Source organism: Paenibacillus sp. P5_B5, from assembly GCF_056400365.1.
In genome coordinates this window covers 187,258-207,832 of the sequence record NZ_JBFULK010000010.1, presented here as the reverse complement: position 1 = coordinate 207,832, position 20,575 = coordinate 187,258, and the positions used below count along the sequence as shown (strand labels likewise).

Below are 20,575 nucleotides of genomic sequence, written 5' to 3'. Positions count from 1 at the left end.
CTTCAGCAATAATATTACCAACTGTCATTCTCGGATTAAGCGAAGCGTAAGGATCTTGGAACACCATCGCTGCATTACGACGAAACTCCTTCAGTTTCTTACCCTCTAGTTTGTGGATATCTTGTCCGTTGAACAAGACTTCCCCTGCAGTTGCTTCATACAAACGAATAATCGTACGACCTGCTGTCGATTTTCCGCAACCAGATTCGCCAACTAGACCGAACGTTTCACCACGATTAATCTCAATGGAGAACCGATCTACTGCTTTGAGTATTTTCCCACTGCCTAAGTTGAAATGCTTTTTCATACTACGAATTTCAAGAATCTTATCAGACATGATGATGTCCTCCCGCTTCAACAGGTCGTTTAACTTGAGGTGCATCAGGATGTAATAGCCAGCATGCTGCACTATGTTCCCCACTTACCACTGAGTGACCTGGATCTTCCTCTGTGCAAATTCCCATTGCATATGGACATCTAGCTGCAAATGCACAGCCTTTAGGCGGTGCGAATAAATCTGGTGGAGATCCAGGGATCGGCACCAAATCTTCCTTCGCATCAATATCGAGTCTCGGTACAGAGCGCAAGAGTCCCCATGTGTACGGGTGTCTAGAGTTGTAGAAAATTTCATCAACTGTTCCTTGCTCGACTACTTTACCTGCATACATAACAATTACGCGCTGGGCCATATCTGCTACGATACCAAGATCATGTGTAATCAGGATAATGGACGCTTGTGTCTTATCTGACAACGTCTTCATTAATTGAATAATCTGTGCTTGGATCGTAACATCAAGTGCTGTTGTTGGTTCATCTGCAATCAGTAGCTTCGGCGAACAAGCAAGCGCTAGTGCAATCATTACACGTTGACGCATACCTCCTGAGAACTCATGCGGATATTGTTTTGCACGACTTTCGGGATTAGCCATACCAACAAGTGACAGCATTTCAATTGCACGCTTATTCGCATCTGCTTTATTAAGCCCTTGATGCTTAATAAGTCCTTCGGTAATTTGACTACCTACTTGCATCGTTGGATTCAGAGAAGTCATGGGATCTTGGAATATCATTCCCATCTCTTTCCCACGAATCTTCTCCATTTGCTTATCGGAAAGCTTCGTAATATCTACACTACCATTAAATAAAATTGATCCACTTTTAATTTTACCTGGAGGACTAGGAATGAGGCGCATAATCGTTTGCGCGGTTACTGATTTACCACAACCGGATTCCCCTACAATCGCTAATATTTCTCCTTTATTTAAGTGAAACGATACACCGCGTACGGCTTGCACTTCACCTGCATACGTATGAAAAGACACCTTAAGGTCCTTAACCTCTAGCAATGCCTGATTGCTCATGAATCTTCCCTCCCTTTACTTACGCATTTTCGGATCAAGCGCATCACGAAGCCCGTCACCCAGCAAATTAAAACTTAGAAGAATAAAGCTGAAAATTAAGGCAGGAAAAATAAGTCGATGTGGAAACAAGCGAATGTTAGTAGCCCCATCTGTTAAGAGTGTTCCTAAAGAAGCAAGCGGTACTTTAATACCCACACCGATGAATGATAGGAAGGATTCGAAGAAAATCGCTCCCGGTACTGCAAAAGTAATCTGAATAACGATAATACCAAGTGCATTCGGAACAAGATGACGCGAAATAATTCTCCAAGTAGAGGCACCAAGTGTTTGAGATGCTAGAACAAACTCATTCTCTTTAAGAGATAGCACTTGTCCCCGAACTAGCCTAGCCATCTGTGTCCAGCCGACGAGCGCATAGGCTAGAATAATTGTAGACATCCCCGCACCAAGTGTCACAATGAGCAAGATTGCAATAATAAGCATTGGAATAGCGATGATAATTTCTATAAAGCGCTGCATAATATTATCTATTCTGCCGCCATAAAAGCCGGATATTCCGCCGTAAATAACACCAATCACTAAATCAATTAATGCTGCAGATAATCCAACAAATAAAGAGATTCGTGTTCCCCACCAAACGCGAGTCCATAAATCACGTCCAAAATCATCTGTTCCAAACCAATATTGACTATTAGGAGCATTATTTGTCGCTTTAAGATTCTGTTGGTCATAAGCGTAATGCGAGAACATCGGAGCGAAAATAGCCAGAAGCAAAAGGACGATTAATATAATCAAACCAGCCATTGCTAGTCTATTTTTCTTAAGTCGGCGCCAAGCATCCTGCCAATAAGTCTGAGATGGACGAACGATAGCTTCGCTTGTCAAAGTTTCACTAGGTAATCGTGTGAATTTGGATTTATCAATCTTATTATTCTGTAAATTAATTTGCATGTTCTAATTCCCGCCTTTCCCAAGACGAATTCGCGGATCTATAAATCCATAAAGAACATCGGTTAAGAAAATGACCGCAACAAGTAAAGTAGAGTAGAAAATAGTTAACCCAGCTATCATCGTATAATCATTCATAGAAACCGAATTTACAAAGTGTGTACCGAGGCCTGGTACAGCGAAAATCCTTTCGACAACTAATGTACCTGTGATAACGTTTACAAATGCTGGTCCAAATACTGTAAGGATGGGAAGCATTGCATTCCGCAGCATATGTCTGATGACAACATTCGATCTACCTAATCCTTTGGACCTGGCAGTTTTAATATAATCCTGATTGATCACATCCAGCATGGATGTACGCATCATTCTTGCTAAAATTGCGATCGTACCGAATGAAAGAGCAATTGAAGGCAATATTCGATTAAGTGGTCCCTCCCAAAGTCCAGCAGGTAGCCAGCCTAGCTTCACACCAATATAATAGGAAAACAAGGGACCGAGTACAAATGATGGAACCGATATACCCAGTACAGCTATAAAACTAGCAGAATAATCTTGCCATTTATTATGTCTTAGAGCAGCAATAATACCTAACAATAAACCTACCACAAGCGCAAGAGTCATTGAAATTGTACCGAGCTCTGCTGATACGGAAAATCCTTGCTTAATAATTTCCGTTACTTGTCTCGCCGGGAATTGGAACGAGTATCCTAAATCTCCTTGAACTACATTCCCCACATATTTCACATATTGCTCCCATATCGGAAGGTCTAATCCATACTGTTTCAATAGCATGTTCCGTGTCGCTTCGGGAAGTTTCTCCGATCCTGGGCCAAACGGATCACCTGGAAGTAATTTCATTAAAACAAAGGTAAGTGTAACAATAAGCCACAACGTTATTAACGTATATCCAAGACGGCGTAGCGTATACTTGAGCACGCATATTTCCTCCCTTACTCATGTGTTGGTGATTAATAAAAAAGGGGACGCTCTATCAAAAATAGCGACGCCCCCTTCTTAAATTAATCGAGTCGTATACTAGCCAATATTACTTGACTTGTGCCCACTTCAAATCAAATTCAAATCCAGACGGAGCCATAATTAGCCCTTCAATATTAGGTCTGATCAAGAACTTCGAACTTCTGAAATATAAAGGTCCAACAGGCATATCTTCAATTAATTGTTTCTCTGCATCAACAAGTAACTGTGAACGCTTAGCTGGATCAATCTCAGTTTGAGCTGCTTTAACATTGTTAGTATAAAGTTCATTCGTATAATTTACATCATTGAATTGACTACCGTTAAACCACAAGTCCATGAATGTCATTGGATCGTTATAATCAGCACCCCAAAGAGCAACAATTGCATCAAACTTCTTGGATCTCATTTTCTCAACACGAGCTGCGAACGGAATTGGCTCAGCTTCTACTTCAAGACCAAGGTTTGTTTTCCATTGGGAAAGTACGTACTCTAAACTTTTCTTAGCACCAGTCGTGTCATCAGCTGTTAATTTCATTTTAGGCATAGCTGTAAGTTTCGCTTCTTTCATTCCTTCTTCAAGCAATGCTTTTGCTTTAGCAGCATCGAATGGAGGAAGAATATCGCCAACCACTTTTCTAAATTCTTTTCCGTTACCATCTTTGGTTCCGTTAGGTACAAGACCTGTTGCTGCTACTGAACCATTCTTGAGGATAACATCAACAAATGCTTGCTTATCAATTGCCATATTTAAAGCTTGACGAATTTTCTTATTAGATAATGCAGGGTGATCTTTCGTTTGGAACTGAATATATGCATTCGTTAACTCTGGCTTTGTAACCAAATCAGGCTTACCTGTAAAGAGTGCAATATTATCACCTGAAATGGAAGTATAATCAAGTTCTTTAGTTTCATACAAATTGAGTGATGTTCCTGCGTCTTTAACAATGTTCAACGTTACTTTTTCTAGCTTAACGTTAGCAGCATCCCAATAAGTTTCACTTTTTTCAAGTGTTAGATTCTGTTCATGATTCCAAGCAGTCAACTTGAACGGTCCGTTACCAATGACTTTGTCTGCATCAGCACCGAATTTCGCGCCATGTTGCTTCACGATATCTTCACGTTGTGGGAAGAAAGTCGGGAATGCAAGCATTTCGCTAAAGAAGCCTTTTGGTGATGACAATGTGATCTCAAGCTGAGTATCACTTAATGCTTTTACCCCTAATTTATCAGGAGTTGCTTTACCAGTTGTAACATCAGCACCGTTAGCTAACCACTCCATCAAGAACGAATATTGAGCTTTTGTTTCTGGTAGTGCTGTACGTTGGAAAGAATAAACGAAATCGTGAGCTGTTACAGCTTTGCCATCAGACCATTTAGCAGCCGGATTCAGATCAACTGTATAAACTAGGCCATCAGCAGAAATTTTAGGCATATCCTTTGCAACTCCGAGTTGCATTTTGCCTTCTTTATCAACACGGTACAAACCATCAGTAATTGCGTTACTAATCGTAGCTGCAACAACTGTTGTAGATTTCGAGATGTCAAGCGCTTCTGGCTCTGCATTCAAGTTCATTTTTAATTCTTGTTTTACAGCTGCTGCTGGTGCTGGTGTTGCTGGTGCTGCTGAAGTTTTCGGTGCTTCTGATGGTGCCGGGGAACCTGTACTAGCGGTATTGCCACTAGCACAACCAACTGCCAATGAACCTAGTAACGTCATAGCAACTGCTGTGTTAATCATTTTTTTAGACTTCATGTAAGACTCCTCCTCTAAATTGTCGTACTTTTTTATGGTTAGGCGATTAAGTAGTTGTAATTTTCTGTCATGTATGCCGCCGAATACCCTGATTCGATATGATCGTTCTGAACAATCTATCTAGTTTGATTTATCTGTTAATTGAGTTTGTAAAAAAAGTTAGAATGATTATTAACCATTGTAACGTTTTTTATTATAGCATATGGATGGGCGATGTCTACCATTAATTCTTAAATTAAGTAGAAAACAAATGCCTTATTAATTCAATGAAGAGCAGGATGACGTACAAAACTGCAAGAACAACAAATGATAGCCTCCAAATGAGTCTAAATACCTTCGCAACATCAGATTCACCTTTAAGTCTATATTGATAGCCACCTACTACACCAAATGCAATTAACAAGACCAGAATAATGAACCACCAGCTAAATTTAAAATTCATAGTTGAATTAGCTAGCCCGGCAACAGAGGTGATGAGAAAGAACGTTGTAACATCCATTGCAAGTTGGGTGGACCGCTTCTTATTCTTCCACAACAAATAACAGACCGCCCATACTGCTGCGAACACAACATAAGGAATTACCGATAATGTGATGTAAAACGTTTTCAGAAACTCAAGAATCGTTGTCATAATCACATCTCCTGTGAAATTTCCATCGTTTTGACAATATGGTAGACCGTACGATTGACGGGTAAGTCTATATGATGCTGGTCTCCGATTTTAAGCAAAGCACCATTGATCCAATCGATCTCTGTAACTCTTCCTGCTATCCTATCTTGAAGCATTGACGATTGATTTCCCGCTGTCCGTTCACATACTTCAAGTAATTGATTCCATAAATCTTCTGAAAGAGCTATAGATTCAGCTTCTGCAACCTTGAGAGCTTCGTTATATAAATCACGCATTAATCGAATTGTATATTCTGACTCCAGTAATTGACCATTATAAATCCGCAGAATCGCTGTAAGTGGATTTATCACACAATTAATTACTAGCTTGTTCCATACTTTGATTAAGACTTGATTCGACGCTTCAGCACAAAATCCTGCTTTTTTTAACAATTCGCATAAATCTTTTATATCTGTGCCACTCGACTGTTTAACCTGATCACTTGAACAATCCTCTGTTAAGAGCTCAGTAGGAGAGCCAATATAGGTAATTCCTTGTCCTGTGTGAACGACCGAATGAGCAGAATTCCTCTTAGCACCTTCCGTTGTTATTGCGACAAAAATTCGGTTTAAACCAATCTTTGCTTCCAATTGCTCGATATGCCCAATGCCATTCTGGAAGCAAACTAGCTTACCTGACTCTCCTAATCGAGTTGATACATAATGGATAAACTGCTCATTTAAAGCTGATTGTTTAACCGCAAGAATCACATAATCTACTGATTCATTACTCTTGTACTCATTATTACTCTCATAAGAGCTAATCGATAAAGATGAACTTGGACGAAGTGTATGGTTAAGAAGACCAATCCCTTCTGTCCGAAGTGTTTCAGCCTGCTTCTGTGTATTCGTTACTAATTCCAAATGATTGCATAATGGGGCAAGCTTAGCCGACAATAATAGACCTAGGGAACCAGCTCCAATCACAACCATATTCATTAGCGATCCCCCCCGTATGTAACTACTCACTATCTTCATATATATTCTGATATAGTTAACTATACAAAAAATCTGCCACCTGTAGAAGTACAGGGGCAGATTTATTTGTTTTATATAAGGTTTAATATTAATCGATTCGTTCTAGATTGCCATTAGCATCCATTTTAAATCTTGGTTTGGACTCTTCTTCCTCTTCTACGAGAAAGGCCATTTTTCTAGCACGATCCATAATTTGAATTAACGCCTTATAATCATCATTAACAACTCGATAATCCGTTTCGACCTCGTTCACTTGCTTATTTAAACGATCGTTTTCTTTACGAACTCGTATCATCTCATCATGTTTTTCTTGGAGTTCACGGTCTAGCTGACGAATTTGCCTATTCATTTCCTGATAGGTTGTTTTCCATTGTCTCAAAAACCGAATAACAGAATCAATAGAAAGTGATTCTTCGGTGAATGATTCAGCTTTACTGCTAATTCCGTCTGTCATATCTAGTGTAGCGATTGATGACGTTCCAACAACCGAATGAACACCTGCTGCATGCTTTTTCATTTGACTACGCTTTTGTCGTTGCGCTTTCGCAATATGGATTGCTGCATCATATTTTTTACGAACAAAAGAGTTCCAACGAAATCCACAAGCTGCCGCGGTACGTCCTATTCTTTCACCAACCTCTTCAAAAGCAGTTAACTGCGTACTACCCTCTCGAATATGTCGCAGCGTAACCTCCGCTAAAATCAAATCATCTTCATCGCTCCATGCATCTTGCCTGATTGCTGTCATATACACAATCCTCCTAACATTAAGGTTCAAAATGTAAATTCCATTACCCGAAAATCAAAGAAGAATCGAAATTCACTAAGTATACAGTGCATACAGTTATCCCATTATTAAATCTCTATGCCCATACTAGAGTTCATAGAATCTATTTGATACTATTCGGTATTGCCATTTTTTTGGAGGCTCATACATAACCCTTTCATATACCTACACAAAATGTTTTAAATTTTGCCACTATTGATCGTTTACAGTGATAAATGTTATAGGTATAATAAAATTTAGAAAATTCTAACGTTGTATGAGAGGGGGGATGCCTAATGGGTCGCATGTACCGTGTGCTTGGTTTTTGGACGTTGATGATTGGGTTGATGAGTCTTGCAGGTGACATGATTCCGATGGCGTTAATTTTCTTTGCGCAAACGGTAATGTTTGTAATTCTTGGATATTTGAAATTGTCTGAACGTACATACATCCTGTTGTTTTGGGGTTACATGTTTATAGCTTTTTCCGGCTTTACTTACTGGTCTGTATTCAAACTCGATATCATCTAAACACACACAAAGAAACACGCTTTTCCATAATTGGAGGGGCGTGTTTTCTTTTGGTAAGATAATCTCCCATATTCAAATCTACAATTGCTCATTTACATGCTATAAAAACTTTAAAGAGCTCGCTCATCGAATCGCTGATTAGTAGTTGCCGAATGGCTCTGTTGCGCTTCGCTTCTTTGGAGAATGGATCGGCACCTAACGTATTTTGAAGCTTATGTAAAATACCTTGATCAACAAGAAATTGACGTTGTGTCTGTAACCGTATATCTGTGAAGCCTACCTGCTCAGCTGCGCGTATACAAGCAGTGAAATTAACATGTGCTGTTATATCCTGCTCCCCTACATAACAATACGGGTTATCGGCAGCCTGGTGTTTACGATAGCACATTAACGTCCCAAGCATCCGATGTTCTGCATACAATTCTTCAGCGACATCTCCATAGTCGATTACAATTAACCTTCCCGTCTCTATGCTTGTTGCGATTCGTTTGATCCACCGCGTACTATCTAGATTAACTTCGATTACTTGCCCTTCCCGAAGATGAATTTTCTCGTCTTCTATGTATGTTCGTACATCCTCATTCTGAAGAGGCCGCCAATGTTCTATAAAACCGAGATTCTCTTCATCCAAGCTAACAAAGTTCTCTTCTACCTGTCCTTCCCATTTGCGAATCCGGTGTATAGCAAAGGCATCCAATAACTCATTTGCAAGAACGATCGTATTAGGCTGACTGCCTCTAGCAAACCAGCTCTCATCAGACATCCAGCTAACATGTTCAATATGCTCTTGGAGTGTTTGTGCTTGCAATTCTCTATGATAGCTACTGGATTCAATCATGATATATCCTAAGTTTTCATACAATAGAGGAGAGGTACTCTTAATTTGATCTAGAATTTGCAAAGCAAGTCTGCCATTCCCACCTCCCCACTCTACTAACGTTAAAGGGGTATTCCGTCCAAATTCTAAATTCCATGTTTTTACGATATAATCAGCGAGTATTTCACCCATTATCGACCCGATCGACGAACTCGTATAAAAATCTCCCTCAGGTCCTATTTTGGGAGTACGATTACGGTAATACCCATCAGACTCATGATATAAACATAAATCCATATAATTCCGAAATGATATCGCGCTGTGTTCAGTTTGATTAATTGTTTGCATTAATTCAGCTACTAAATGATGATTTCCTAGATTTGATTTCATGTTCAGGCCCCAATTCACTAATTAATATTTCATGACAAGAATATGAATAACCTATATAATGATTGAATCCACAACGAAGGGAGAAACGTCATTTATGCTCAAAAGATCGTTCGCAACTGCAATACTGTTTATTCTACTCAGCAGCCTCTTACTCGCTTGCACTAACAATAAAGAAATTCAATCTATAGCGACACAAGCGATTGCCAAACAAAGTGAAATCAAATCCTATTCCTTTGTAGGCAATGCTAAACTTGGGTTAAGTGATGGTCTTATAAAGTCCACCAATCCACTCACACTAGGTTTTATTAATATGTTAAAAGAAGCAACACTCGAATGGCAAGGTGTCGTTCAGAATGACCCAACTAGTTTAGAAATCAACTTAAAGGTAACACCTAAAGGGGCTAATACACCGATTGAGGTTCCTGTACTTATTAAAGATAACAAAATGTATTTTTATATACCAGTATTCAGTAAGACTGATGAGTATTTCATGCTAGATATGGCTACCCTTGGCAAATCAACAAATGGGACAAACAGCCCTTTAGGTTTACAGCAGGCAACTTCTTCACTATCAACAATCATGAGCACCTTTGTAAATAACGCTGATTCTAAGTGGTTTAGCAAAGATAAAGAGCCTGTACAATTTCCAGACGGTACAAGTGGCCAAAGGATCTCGGTTGAGATCACATCTAGCAATGAGAAAGCCGCTACTATCCTATTACAAAACAAGCTAGGAGAAATGATAGACAGCTTAACTACAAGCGGTATAATATCCTCTGAAACTTCAGATAAATGGAAACAAAATGATCCCAAACAATACACAATTATTGCTCCAAGCAAGCTTCAGCTCGTTATTGACGGTGAAGGTTATATTCGGGATCAATCATTTGATTTAAAATTTGCAATCACAGATAGCACTGGCACTACAAACACACATGCGATCTCGATTCACCAAAGCATAAGTAACATCAATCAAACACCAGCATTTCAAATGAAAGTTCCACAAAAAGTAAAATCTCTTGATGAAATTATGAAGTTTATTACCTCTATTAAAACTACTAAATAGGCATAATAAGATTACCATTTACCTCCTAAATTAGGAGGTAAATTTTTGCAGAATCTGATTTTATGTTAATCTGTTGGAGGGGGGGACGTGTATGAAACGAAATTTTCTAATTTGCTTATGTTTGAGCTTAGTATTCATCTGTATCATGCCACAGATGATCGCTGTTAATGCAGAAGAAACTACCATTAATGGCAAGGAAGCCGAGCTAAGAGCACTACTCCAAAAGGGTCTGAACATACAAGAAATTGATCGTGAATTAGAGAAGCTAGCAGAAAAAGACGATAAACTTGTTCAAGAACTTCAGAAGAACGCAGAACGAATTGAAACCCAAAAGCAAGATATGAAAAGTGTTAAGGAAAAAGCAGGCAAAGTATTAAGATCCTATTATACAGGTGATCGGCCTTCACTATTACAAGTCATCCTTACAACGGAATCACTCAATGATTTATTTAAAACGTTAGATTACATGAATATGATCATTACACACGATAGTCGTGTATTAAGCAGTTATAAATCATCTCAACAAAAGCTTCAAGCTCTGCATCAACAATTATCCGACCAACGTAAAGAGCTTGAACAAACCAAAGCTGACTACATTGCTCAAAAAACTCGGGTCATTGCACTTCAAGCAGAGCTTGATGCTATTCTTGCTGTGAGTGATAACAAAGAGCAGTTAATAGAGCAAATCGATGCTCTTAATGACCAGTGGCGTAGTAAGGGTTTACCTTTATTTAAACGCTATTTATCTGAGTTATCTAAATCAATGCAGAATATCGCCGAGTTATTGTCGACAGATAACTTCAAATTATCAAGCTTAAACACCGCTGTTTTTGAAATCACGGACACCCAGTTAAATACATTCTTACGTTCCAAAAACGCTTTGTTTGAGCATCTAAACTTCCGGTTCGAGGATGGATTCTTCATGGCCGACGGAAAACAAGATGATATTGAAGTATCTATCAAAGGTACTTACACAATGGACGAAGACAAAATCAGATTTGAATTAACAGGACTTTCGTTTAACAAATTAGATTTACCAGATACCACGATTAAAGATCTGAACGACCAATACAATCTTGGTATTGATCCATCTCAAGTCTCATCCATCTTCTCTGCAGAAGCTGTTACTGTCGAGAAAGGCAAACTCGTCATCAAGTTGAAAATGACACTTTAATCTATTACAGTAAATCAGCTGCGAGCTGAGCGAGGTGAGAGCGTTCACCTCGCTCAAGCATAATATGACCACTAACACTTTCGGCTTTAAATCTTTCTACTGCGTAAGTTAATCCGTTACTCAAGGCATCGAGATACGGATGGTCAATCTGTCCCGGATCCCCCAAGAGCACGATTTTACTACCTTCTCCAACACGTGAGACAATCGTCTTCACTTCATGCTTGGATAAATTCTGGGCTTCATCAATAATAATGAACTGGCCTGGTATCGACCGCCCCCGAATATAAGTTAATGCCTCAACTTGAATAGAACCTAAACCTGCTAATATTTTATCGATATCGCCGGTTTTTTTTGTGTCAAACAGAAACTCTAGATTATCATATATCGGTTGCATCCACGGACGAAGCTTCTCATCCTTCTCACCAGGCAAGAATCCGATATCCTTTCCCATTGGAACGACAGGTCTAGCTATTAGTAATTTCTTATATTTACGCTCATCCTCCACCTTCAGAAGACCCGCTGCAAGCGTAAGTAACGTTTTCCCTGTTCCTGCCTTACCAGTCAAGGTTACAAACGGTATATCGTCGTTTAAAAGGAGCTCCAGCGCCATACGTTGTTGTGCATTGCGTGCAGCAATCCCCCAGATTGGATCGTTGCTTAAATAAAGAGGCTCCAGCTTCTTAGCATCAGAATTCACTTTAAGTAGTGCTGACTTGGAAGTACCAAGCTCATCTCTCAAAATGACAAACTCATGTGGATGAAGTGTGTAACCAAGATTTAGAGTTGCTATATTTAAATATCGGAACGTATAAAATTCATCAATAATAGCTGGATGAACATGTAAATTTAAATAGCCTTGATACATTTCCGATGTTAATACAATCCGATCACTTAAATAATCCTGAGCGGTAAGCCCAAGTACATCCGCTTTAATTCGCACTAATGTGTCCTTACTTACAACAATGACAGGCTTTGGATTCGGTTTCGTCTGTTCTTCCAAGTGGTAGTTCATTGCTAGCGCAAGAATGCGATTATCATTGGACAATTCAACAAACAACTCTTCTACCTTACCAAGTAATTTATGATTCAATTCCACCTTGATAGTGCCACCATTATCTACAACAATACCATCGCTTAGCCTGCCTTTAGTTCTTAACCCATCCAGTAGACGAGCAACGGTTCTTGCATTACGTCCGATTTCATCAGCAAGTCGTTTCTTTGCATCAATTTCCTCTAACACAACTGCTGGGATAACCACTTCATTATCCTCAAAAGCATAAATGGAGTTAGGGTCTTGTAGCAGTACATTCGTATCAAGCACAAAAATCTTCATCGTCATGGTCATCCTCCCTTTTCGATTATGATCAAGAAAGAGCATTTTCCCTTCACATGCTTTGCTACAACAAAAAAGCCAGACGGATAACCATCTAGGCTTTGTTCATTGCATCAAACACTTGTCCGTCAAGTTTATCGGCGGCGCGTTTATCATATGTTTTCTCGAATTCGGGTTGTACGGATATTCTACCACCATAGAACATCGCATTACGGACTTCATCAATCGATAAGTTAAAGCAACTAAGTTTAATCGGTACGCCATCTAGCTTGTCAGTAATCAATTGAACTTTGCCGTAAATCGCATGAACAGAACCAGCACCAATTAATGTAATTGTAACGAGTGGATTGCTCTGCAGATTAGTGATCAGCCTTGAACGCTGATCGACAGCAAATCGAAGCGTATGGCGATCAGGCGCAGTAATCCAAGTAATTATGTTCACTGTAGGTGATCCAGTTTCATGATCAATGGTATGAAGAGAAACGAAGGCTTCATGCTGCATTAGTGCAAACAATTGATCCGGAAGATACGTGATAGCTTCAGCCATTGTATTATATGCCCCCTAATGCTGAATTTCGAATTCCTCATTGGAATTATTATAGCATATGGTAACTGTTGATTCCACGATAATATCCATTTACGAATTCAATTATACTTCGGATTTGAGTTGATATCTGAGAGTAATTTCTCTACCAATTCCTTATCATACTTAAGCTCACAGCTCTTACCTTCTTGCTCATATTGAATAAAATACGCGAAATCATCGGTGCGAGCAACAGCAAAATGATCAAGCTTATGATCCTCAGTTAGAATTGTTTCAAAAAATTGAAGCGTCTCGTTAGCAGCTCCATCATCAGATCGGGCTTCCGCTACAATTTTAATTTGCAACCAATTAAAAATCGCATCCTCGAGTTTCATTTACTACACCTTGCTTTCTTTCTTTTCGTTCCTTGCTTCGATAAAATAGCGAATTCGAACAAGCAGCATGAGGAAAATAGCTACGCCTAAACATAGAATAATTGGCAATCTTCCGATTGTTTGGAAGAACAAAAGCATAACAGAACCAATAGCAATTAATAAATAGACCACTATGGTTTTACCAATTGATAACCTTTGTTGCATGCGAAATACCTTATTATATACAAAAGATACAAAGATGAAAATGATAAGGAATGTAATATAGGGATGGTTGAGATACCATTCATTTAACGTAGCCATTCACTCAACTCCTTGTCATAATTTATTAGCTAAATTTAAAAGATTCATATAATTCAAGAAGAAACGGAAACTCCGTCCTGAAAACACAGGACGGATTCGTTTCTTCTTCATGTACTAATTATACGTTAGCTTCTGCGTTTTTGCGATTTTTCTCGCTACGTTCGCGCTCGCTCTTATTTAGGATTTTCTTACGGATACGAATTGATTTCGGAGTGATTTCACAATACTCGTCGTCATTCAAATATTCAAGAGCTTGCTCTAGGGAGAAGAGGCGTGGTGTTTTAAGAGTAACTGTGCCTTCCTTCGTCGCAGAGCGAACGTTCGTTAATTGTTTTTCTTTACAAATATTCACGATGATATCATTCTCACGTGTATGTTCACCAACGATCATACCTTCATACACTTCAGCTCCTGGTGATAAGAACAAGACGCCGCGATCTTCAACACCTAGCATACCATAGAATGTAGTTGAACCAGTTTCCGAGGAAACAAGTACACCTTGGTGTCTGCCACCAAGACCGTGACCTTGATAAGGACCGTATGAATCGAAAGCATGATTTAAAATACCGTAACCCTTAGTTAGTGTTAAGAAATACGTACGGTAACCAATTAAACCACGAGCTGGAATCTTGAATTCCAAACGAACATTACCACTACCGTTGTTAATCATATTGACCATTTCGGCTTTGCGAGTTCCAAGACTCTCCATTACAGCACCCATGCTCTCTTCAGGTACGTCAATGATTAAATGCTCGATTGGTTCCATCTTTTGGCCGTCGATTTCACGAATAATAACTTCAGGCTTAGATACTTGCAATTCATAGCCTTCACGACGCATATTCTCAATCAGAATTCCTAAGTGCAACTCTCCACGTCCGGAAACAACGAATGCATCAGGGGAATCTGTTTCATCAACACGAAGAGAAACATCTGTTTCTAATTCCTTGAACAAACGCTCACGAATCTTACGTGATGTAATCCATTTACCATCTCTACCAACGAATGGCGAGTTATTAACAAGGAACGTCATTTGTAGAGTTGGCTCATCAATCTTGAGTACAGGAAGTGCCTCAGGATTCGCAGGATCTGCAATTGTTTCACCGATATTAATTTCTCTAATACCAGAAATCGCAATGATGTCGCCGGCAGCTGCTTCTTCGATCTCAATACGCTTAAGACCTTGGAAACCGAACAATTTCTCTACACGTCCTTGCTTGATAGCACCTTCACGTGTACATACAGCTACTGTTTGACCTTGGCGAATTTTACCACGGTTAACACGGCCGATTGCAACACGACCCAAATATTCATTGTAGTCCATTAAAGTTACAAGGAATTGTAAAGACTGCTCTGTATCTTCAGTTGGTGATGGAATGTGGCTAATGATCGTTTCATAAAGCGCCTGCATATTCTCATCTTGTTTCTCAGCAACAACGGAAGAAGTACCTTGCAATGCAGAAGCATAAACAACAGGGAATTCCAATTGCTCTTCAGTTGCATCAAGCTCGATAAACAAATCAAGCACTTCATCAATAACTTCATGCGGTCTAGCAGCAGGACGGTCAATCTTATTGACAACAACAATTGGTGTCAAATTCTGCTCAAGTGCTTTCCGCAAAACGAATTTCGTCTGTGGCATCGTGCCTTCAAAAGCATCTACAACAAGCAGAACACCGTCAACCATTTTCATGATACGCTCAACTTCGCCACCGAAATCGGCGTGTCCCGGTGTATCCACGATGTTAATCAAATAATCTTTATACTGGATCGCAGTATTCTTAGCTAAGATCGTAATTCCGCGTTCCCGTTCTATATCATTTGAATCCATCGCGCGTTCTTGTAAATGCTCATTACTGCGAAATGTACCAGATTGTTGAAGAAGTTTATCAACGAGTGTAGTTTTGCCGTGATCGACGTGGGCAATAATAGCAATATTCTTTATCTTATCTCTTGCATGCATGTTTTCTCAAATCCCTCTCTATACCAAAAATAAGCGCCGGACTTATTTTCCGACGCTTTTGGACCTTTATAAGTATATCCTCTAATTGACAAAAACGCAAGAAAATACTCACCAGATTTTCGGTTTACGAACCATCATAAAGATTCCCGTAAGAATAAGCAGTACGATAATTAAGTATATCCCAATCGTGAATAGCAATGTCATCCCGAACATGACAAGTGATACAATGCCGAGAACTAGAGGTGCAATTATGAACCCGCGTTCCGTTCGCTTATCGAATATATACATCTCATATAAACCGATCGCCACACCTAATATAAATCCTGGCCATAAGTATTTCATTAATTCCCAGCTGAATACGTTGCAGATCAAGAATATCGTACCATATGTAACGAGAATACCACCCGGAATTAAGAGTCCCGAAGGAAGTAAACCACTAAAGTACAGAAAATGAAAGGCAGCTCCGAGTAATATAATCAATACTGGCCAAAGCATGACTCCAATAAAGCTAAATACACCTAATTTACCGAGCAACAAAATAAAAGCAACAACGATCAGTAAAATACCAATGGAATAATTTTTGCGGTTCAACTAACTTCCCCCCTCTAAAGTTTACAAAAGGTAATCATTGTCTGACAAGCTAGTTCGACACTGTTCTACAGTTAGTTTAACTGAATTTGGATATAATTACTAGAGCGTTGTTATGTGTGACTCATCGTTACGTGAGAACCACTTTCTAATAATGCCTATAATAATGACCAGTATGCCCGATATAAAAGGAATGATCCAGTGGTATACATAATTTGCAATATAGGGCTCTACTTTAACGTCATTCACAAACATTTCACCCGCTGTATAGCCCAGTATTCCCGCTCCAAGAAAGACAAGTATTGGAAAGCGGTGAAGAAGCTTCATCACAACACTGCTTCCCCAGATGATCAGTGGAATACTGAGCGATATCCCCAAAATAATAATAGCCAGATCATTCTGAGCTATAGCGGCAATTGCCAGTACATTATCCAGACTCATGATGAGATCTGCAACAATGATTGTTCGTACCGCTTTGCTCAGTGAATTCGCAACTGCTATATCCTTACCGCCATCATCCTCAATCAATAGCTTGATCGCAATCCACAATAGAAATATAGAACCTATCGCTTGAATATAAGGGATACCAAGAACAGATACAGCTATTAATGTAAGTAAGAGACGTAATCCAATGGCTCCAAATGCTCCCCACCAAATTGCTTGCACCCTTTGAACTGGCGGCAAATTCTTGCTAGCCATGGCAATGACAACCGCATTATCACCGCTGAGAACAATGTTAACAATAATAATTTGGAAAAACAGAAATAAGCTTTCCCACACAATATTAGCCTCCCGTCAGCGTACTGACGATTGCATCAATTAGAACAAATGCATGGCTTTTTCTGCAGCTTCGGATTGTGGTTTTAATAAGAGCGTCTCTGTATTGCGTATGGCTTCTTCTATTAGCTCGGGCATGAAATCAAAGGTCTGTTCGATATGTTGCAATACATTAAGGTTCGGATTTGTTGATGGTGATTTAGGCAAAAAAAGCGTGCAGCAATCGTCGTACGGTAAAATAGATATCTCATACGTTTCAATTTTCTCTGCAGTCTGAATGATTTCAGTTTTATCCATTGTAATAAGTGGTTGTATGATTGGCAGATCAACCACCTGGCCAATTGCATTCATACTGCCTAAAGTTTGTGAAGCTACCTGACCGAGGCTCTCACCAGTCACAAGTGCACGCGCTCCATTCTGCTCCGCTAAACGCTCTGTTATGCGATACATCGCGCGGCGCATGAAGGTAATCATGAAGTTCCCCTTATGAGCAGCATTTAAGCGTGTTTGAATCTCCGTAAATGGAACGAGATGCAGCTTAATCTCCCCGGAATACTCTGACAGCTTACGAGCAAGATCGATTACCTTCTGTTTAGCTCTTTCACTTGTATAAGGATAGCTGTGGAAATGGACAGCTTCAAGTGCTAGTCCCTTGCGTAGGGCGTACCAACCAGCAACAGGCGAATCGATTCCACCTGATAATAGCAGCATACCTTTCCCATTCGTACCCAGAGGAAAACCACCAGTGCCAGGCACAACTTGTGAATAAAGCAATGACTTCGTATCACGAATTTCTACTCTAATATTAAGCTCTGGATGATGCACATCCACTTTCAGCTCAGGCGTTGCTTCAAGAATATAGCTTCCAACTAAGTGATTCATCTCATGTGAATCATGTGGAAAGCTCTTATTAGCTCTTCGAACTGACATCTTGAATGTCTGAGGAACCATACTTTGTGCTCTAAATATCGCAAGTGCCATATCGCGTATAGCTTGTAAATCAATTTCTGTCGTATAAGCAGGTGAATAGGATCGAATTCCGAACACCTTTGTTAGAACTGTGCATACTTGGTTATAACATTTGCCTACGTTCTCAATGTATAGACGACCAAATTCACTGGAATACGTAATTTCCGTATATTCTTCTAAGAGCTTCTTAATCTGGTCAATTACGCTGTTTTCAAACCGTTTGCGATTACGACCTTTGAGCGTCAATTCGCCAAAGCGAACTAGAATGATATCAGGATACATAAGCTATCTCTCCCCTCTTAATCTTGCTGTCTGCTTCAGTACCTGAACAACCTGTTCTAGTGCTTTCAAGCATGTATGCATATCTTCTTCTGTCTGACCTTCACTAAAGGATATACGTAAACCACTGTTAGCTCGATCTCGGTCATATCCCATCGCCAGTAGAGTATCACTTGGTTTCTGTTCATCAGATGAACAAGCAGATTTCGTCGAGATACAGATACCATGCTGTTCCATGGCATGTACAACAACTTCAGCTTTCATTCCTGGGAAGCAGAAATGCACAATGTGAGGCGCCATATGCTCTGATTGCTCCGAACCACTTAGAATGAGTTCTGGTATAGCTTTAATACCATCTGTTAGAATTTGACGTAACCGATATTTATGCTCGATAGCATTATTTAAATGTTCGGTAGCCATTCGAAGTGCTTTGGCCATACTAACGATGGATGGTAAATTCTCTGTCCCAGAACGGAAACCTGCTTCTTGCCCACCACCCACGATAAGTGGAGCTAGCTTAATATTCTCCCTACGGTACAAGAAACCAATACCTCTTGGACCACGAAATTTATGTGCAGATGCTGATAGCAGATCAATACCACTTTCATGCAGTCTAGTTGGTAGCTTAGCCACACCCTGTACAGCGTCAACATGAAATACCACCTTCGGGTGCTTCGCAAGCTCTTTGCCTATTTCAGCGATTGGCTGAATACGCCCTACTTCGTTATTTACATGCATTACACTCACTAGAATGGTATCCTCACAGAGTGCATCTCTCAGCATGTCAACACTTACACAGCCTGTCTCATCTACCGGCAGATAAGTGACAAGGTAACCCTCTGCCTCCAGTTGTTTAAATGACTCCAATACGGATGGATGTTCGATCTGTGTAGTAATTAGATGGTTGCCGCGTCCACGGTACTGATAGGCAATCCCCTTAATCGCTAAATTGTTACTTTCACTTCCTCCTGACGTCATAATCAATTCATTTGGCTTTACTTTCAGGATTCCCGCCATTACTCCTTTAGCTTGTAACAGCAAACGCTCCGCTTCTATCCCGAGATGATGTAAGGAAGAAGGATTCCCGTAATACGTTCTCATTACCTCCGCTACTGTATCAATAACTTCATTGTACGGCGGTGTTGTTGCAGCATAATCTAAATACAACATGATGTGTCCTTGTCCCCTTCCCTTTATAATATGATGCTAAAACAAAAAATAGCCGCGCCCTGATACACAGGGCTCAGCTTTTCTTTACGATACGTTCTATTCTCATCAACCGATATAGGCTTGCTTATGTTGCAATACCTTACGTACATAATTTTGAGTTTCAGTCGGAAGTGTATGTAGCTTATTGTTAAGATCACTTTCCGTGCGAATACCTAGACGATCAACACGACCTGGACCTGCATTGTATGCAGCAAGTGCAACGCCGACATGTCCATCATATTTGCTCATCAGACCAGACAAATACTTCGTTCCACCCTCAATATTCTGTGCAGGATCATACGGATTAACTACCCCTAAACCTTGACCAGTTGCATCCATTAGCTGCATTAGCCCTTTAGCCCCAGCATGTGAGGTAGCATTCGGATTAAATGCAGATTCCTGTTTAATAACAGCCCTTATGAGCGACGAATCTATCCCATATTTGCTGCTTGCTTCATTAATTAAATCATCATATGAAGATGCCTCAGCTGTTAATTGATGCGGTGAGTATGAACTCCCAAGTGGTCTTAAAGATCTTAGAGTATTATTGTCTGAACTAACTTCTTCCGATTGCTCAGATACACTAGAGCCTGGTTGTATAAGCATTGCGAGCACATCATTAAAACTCTCATTCGTAGAATCATAACTCACTCGTTGTCCGGATGACAAGAGCGATGATTGGTCAAGAAGTTGAAGCTGTAATAGCTGTTTCATTACTCTCGGATCAATTGCGTTCATAAGCGTCACCTTTACCCCAAAGATACTAAACATTACTAAACATTATACTACATAAATATGAATTTGAGCGA

The 20,575-nt window shown here is 39.8% G+C and carries 22 protein-coding genes; 3 read left to right on the top strand and 19 right to left on the bottom strand.

Annotation, left to right across the window (positions count from 1 at the left end; genetic code table 11):
* From AC1DOK_RS15095 to AC1DOK_RS15060, 8 genes are all read right to left on the bottom strand, one after another.
* Positions 1 to 337 (bottom strand): ATP-binding cassette domain-containing protein (locus AC1DOK_RS15095; protein ID WP_477555115.1); only part of this gene is annotated, 337 nt, incomplete at its 3' end.
* Positions 330 to 1,361, bottom strand: a complete 1,032-nt coding sequence (locus AC1DOK_RS15090) for an ABC transporter ATP-binding protein (RefSeq protein ID WP_477555114.1) — start codon at positions 1,359 to 1,361, stop codon at positions 330 to 332. The genes AC1DOK_RS15095 and AC1DOK_RS15090, both read right to left, overlap by 8 nt.
* 15 nt (positions 1,362 to 1,376) lie before the next feature.
* On the bottom strand, positions 1,377 to 2,312 hold the full coding sequence (locus AC1DOK_RS15085; RefSeq protein WP_477555113.1) for an ABC transporter permease: 936 nt from the start codon (positions 2,310 to 2,312) through the stop codon (positions 1,377 to 1,379).
* Positions 2,313 to 2,315: 3 nt separating this feature from the next.
* Positions 2,316 to 3,248 (bottom strand): ABC transporter permease, encoded by a 933-nt coding sequence (locus tag AC1DOK_RS15080; RefSeq protein WP_477555112.1) that lies wholly within the window; start codon positions 3,246 to 3,248, stop codon positions 2,316 to 2,318.
* Positions 3,249 to 3,357: 109 nt separating this feature from the next.
* Positions 3,358 to 5,043 carry a peptide ABC transporter substrate-binding protein gene (locus AC1DOK_RS15075; RefSeq protein ID WP_477555111.1) on the bottom strand — a complete coding sequence of 562 codons (1,686 nt, stop codon included), beginning with the start codon at positions 5,041 to 5,043 and terminating at the stop codon, positions 3,358 to 3,360.
* Between the two features lie 235 nt (positions 5,044 to 5,278).
* Positions 5,279 to 5,674 carry a DUF3397 domain-containing protein gene (locus tag AC1DOK_RS15070; RefSeq protein ID WP_477555110.1) on the bottom strand — a complete coding sequence of 132 codons (396 nt, stop codon included), beginning with the start codon at positions 5,672 to 5,674 and terminating at the stop codon, positions 5,279 to 5,281.
* Between the two features lie 2 nt (positions 5,675 to 5,676).
* Positions 5,677 to 6,651 (bottom strand): ketopantoate reductase family protein, encoded by a 975-nt coding sequence (locus tag AC1DOK_RS15065; RefSeq protein ID WP_477555109.1) that lies wholly within the window; start codon positions 6,649 to 6,651, stop codon positions 5,677 to 5,679.
* Positions 6,652 to 6,778: 127 nt separating this feature from the next.
* Positions 6,779 to 7,438 (bottom strand): RsfA family transcriptional regulator, encoded by a 660-nt coding sequence (locus AC1DOK_RS15060; RefSeq protein ID WP_477555108.1) that lies wholly within the window; start codon positions 7,436 to 7,438, stop codon positions 6,779 to 6,781.
* Between the two features lie 314 nt (positions 7,439 to 7,752).
* Here AC1DOK_RS15060 and AC1DOK_RS15055 point away from each other — a divergent pair, with 314 nt between their 5' ends.
* Complete coding sequence (locus AC1DOK_RS15055; RefSeq protein ID WP_477555107.1) at positions 7,753 to 7,986, top strand: DUF2626 domain-containing protein; 234 nt, start codon at positions 7,753 to 7,755, stop codon at positions 7,984 to 7,986.
* 88 nt (positions 7,987 to 8,074) lie between these two features.
* On the opposite strand, the gene AC1DOK_RS15050 is transcribed toward AC1DOK_RS15055, so the two are convergent.
* Positions 8,075 to 9,193, bottom strand: a complete 1,119-nt coding sequence (locus AC1DOK_RS15050; protein WP_477555106.1) for a class I SAM-dependent methyltransferase — start codon at positions 9,191 to 9,193, stop codon at positions 8,075 to 8,077.
* Positions 9,194 to 9,287: 94 nt separating this feature from the next.
* Here AC1DOK_RS15050 and AC1DOK_RS15045 point away from each other — a divergent pair, with 94 nt between their 5' ends.
* Both AC1DOK_RS15045 and AC1DOK_RS15040 read left to right on the top strand, forming a co-directional pair.
* Positions 9,288 to 10,259, top strand: coding sequence for a hypothetical protein (locus AC1DOK_RS15045; protein ID WP_477555105.1), 972 nt, complete (start codon positions 9,288 to 9,290; stop codon positions 10,257 to 10,259).
* 91 nt (positions 10,260 to 10,350) lie between these two features.
* Positions 10,351 to 11,433, top strand: a complete 1,083-nt coding sequence (locus AC1DOK_RS15040; protein ID WP_477555104.1) for a coiled-coil domain-containing protein — start codon at positions 10,351 to 10,353, stop codon at positions 11,431 to 11,433.
* A gap of 4 nt (positions 11,434 to 11,437) precedes the next feature.
* Here the strand turns inward: AC1DOK_RS15040 and AC1DOK_RS15035 are convergent, their stop codons facing one another.
* The 10 genes from AC1DOK_RS15035 to AC1DOK_RS14990 form a co-directional block, all read right to left on the bottom strand.
* Positions 11,438 to 12,766 (bottom strand): PhoH family protein, encoded by a 1,329-nt coding sequence (locus AC1DOK_RS15035; RefSeq protein ID WP_477555125.1) that lies wholly within the window; start codon positions 12,764 to 12,766, stop codon positions 11,438 to 11,440.
* A 94-nt stretch (positions 12,767 to 12,860) separates the two neighbouring features.
* Positions 12,861 to 13,313, bottom strand: coding sequence for a pyridoxamine 5'-phosphate oxidase family protein (locus AC1DOK_RS15030; RefSeq protein WP_477555103.1), 453 nt, complete (start codon positions 13,311 to 13,313; stop codon positions 12,861 to 12,863).
* A 98-nt stretch (positions 13,314 to 13,411) separates the two neighbouring features.
* Entirely contained in the window at positions 13,412 to 13,684 is a 273-nt protein-coding gene (locus AC1DOK_RS15025; protein WP_477555102.1) for a hypothetical protein, read from the bottom strand.
* 3 nt (positions 13,685 to 13,687) lie between these two features.
* On the bottom strand, positions 13,688 to 13,984 hold the full coding sequence (locus tag AC1DOK_RS15020) for a YlaH-like family protein (RefSeq protein WP_477555101.1): 297 nt from the start codon (positions 13,982 to 13,984) through the stop codon (positions 13,688 to 13,690).
* A 118-nt stretch (positions 13,985 to 14,102) separates the two neighbouring features.
* Positions 14,103 to 15,944, bottom strand: a complete 1,842-nt coding sequence (gene typA, locus AC1DOK_RS15015; RefSeq protein WP_477555100.1) for a translational GTPase TypA — start codon at positions 15,942 to 15,944, stop codon at positions 14,103 to 14,105.
* A gap of 108 nt (positions 15,945 to 16,052) precedes the next feature.
* A complete protein-coding gene (locus AC1DOK_RS15010; protein ID WP_477555099.1) occupies positions 16,053 to 16,535 on the bottom strand; it encodes a hypothetical protein in 483 nt (160 codons plus the stop codon).
* A 99-nt stretch (positions 16,536 to 16,634) separates the two neighbouring features.
* A complete protein-coding gene (locus tag AC1DOK_RS15005; protein WP_477555098.1) occupies positions 16,635 to 17,312 on the bottom strand; it encodes a TerC family protein in 678 nt (225 codons plus the stop codon).
* 39 nt (positions 17,313 to 17,351) lie between these two features.
* A complete protein-coding gene (thiI, locus tag AC1DOK_RS15000; RefSeq protein WP_477555097.1) occupies positions 17,352 to 18,560 on the bottom strand; it encodes a tRNA uracil 4-sulfurtransferase ThiI in 1,209 nt (402 codons plus the stop codon).
* Between the two features lie 3 nt (positions 18,561 to 18,563).
* Complete coding sequence (locus tag AC1DOK_RS14995) at positions 18,564 to 19,727, bottom strand: cysteine desulfurase family protein (RefSeq protein ID WP_477555096.1); 1,164 nt, start codon at positions 19,725 to 19,727, stop codon at positions 18,564 to 18,566.
* Positions 19,728 to 19,832: 105 nt separating this feature from the next.
* Positions 19,833 to 20,504 carry a lytic transglycosylase domain-containing protein gene (locus AC1DOK_RS14990; protein ID WP_477555095.1) on the bottom strand — a complete coding sequence of 224 codons (672 nt, stop codon included), beginning with the start codon at positions 20,502 to 20,504 and terminating at the stop codon, positions 19,833 to 19,835.
* Positions 20,505 to 20,575: the final 71 nt, after the last annotated feature.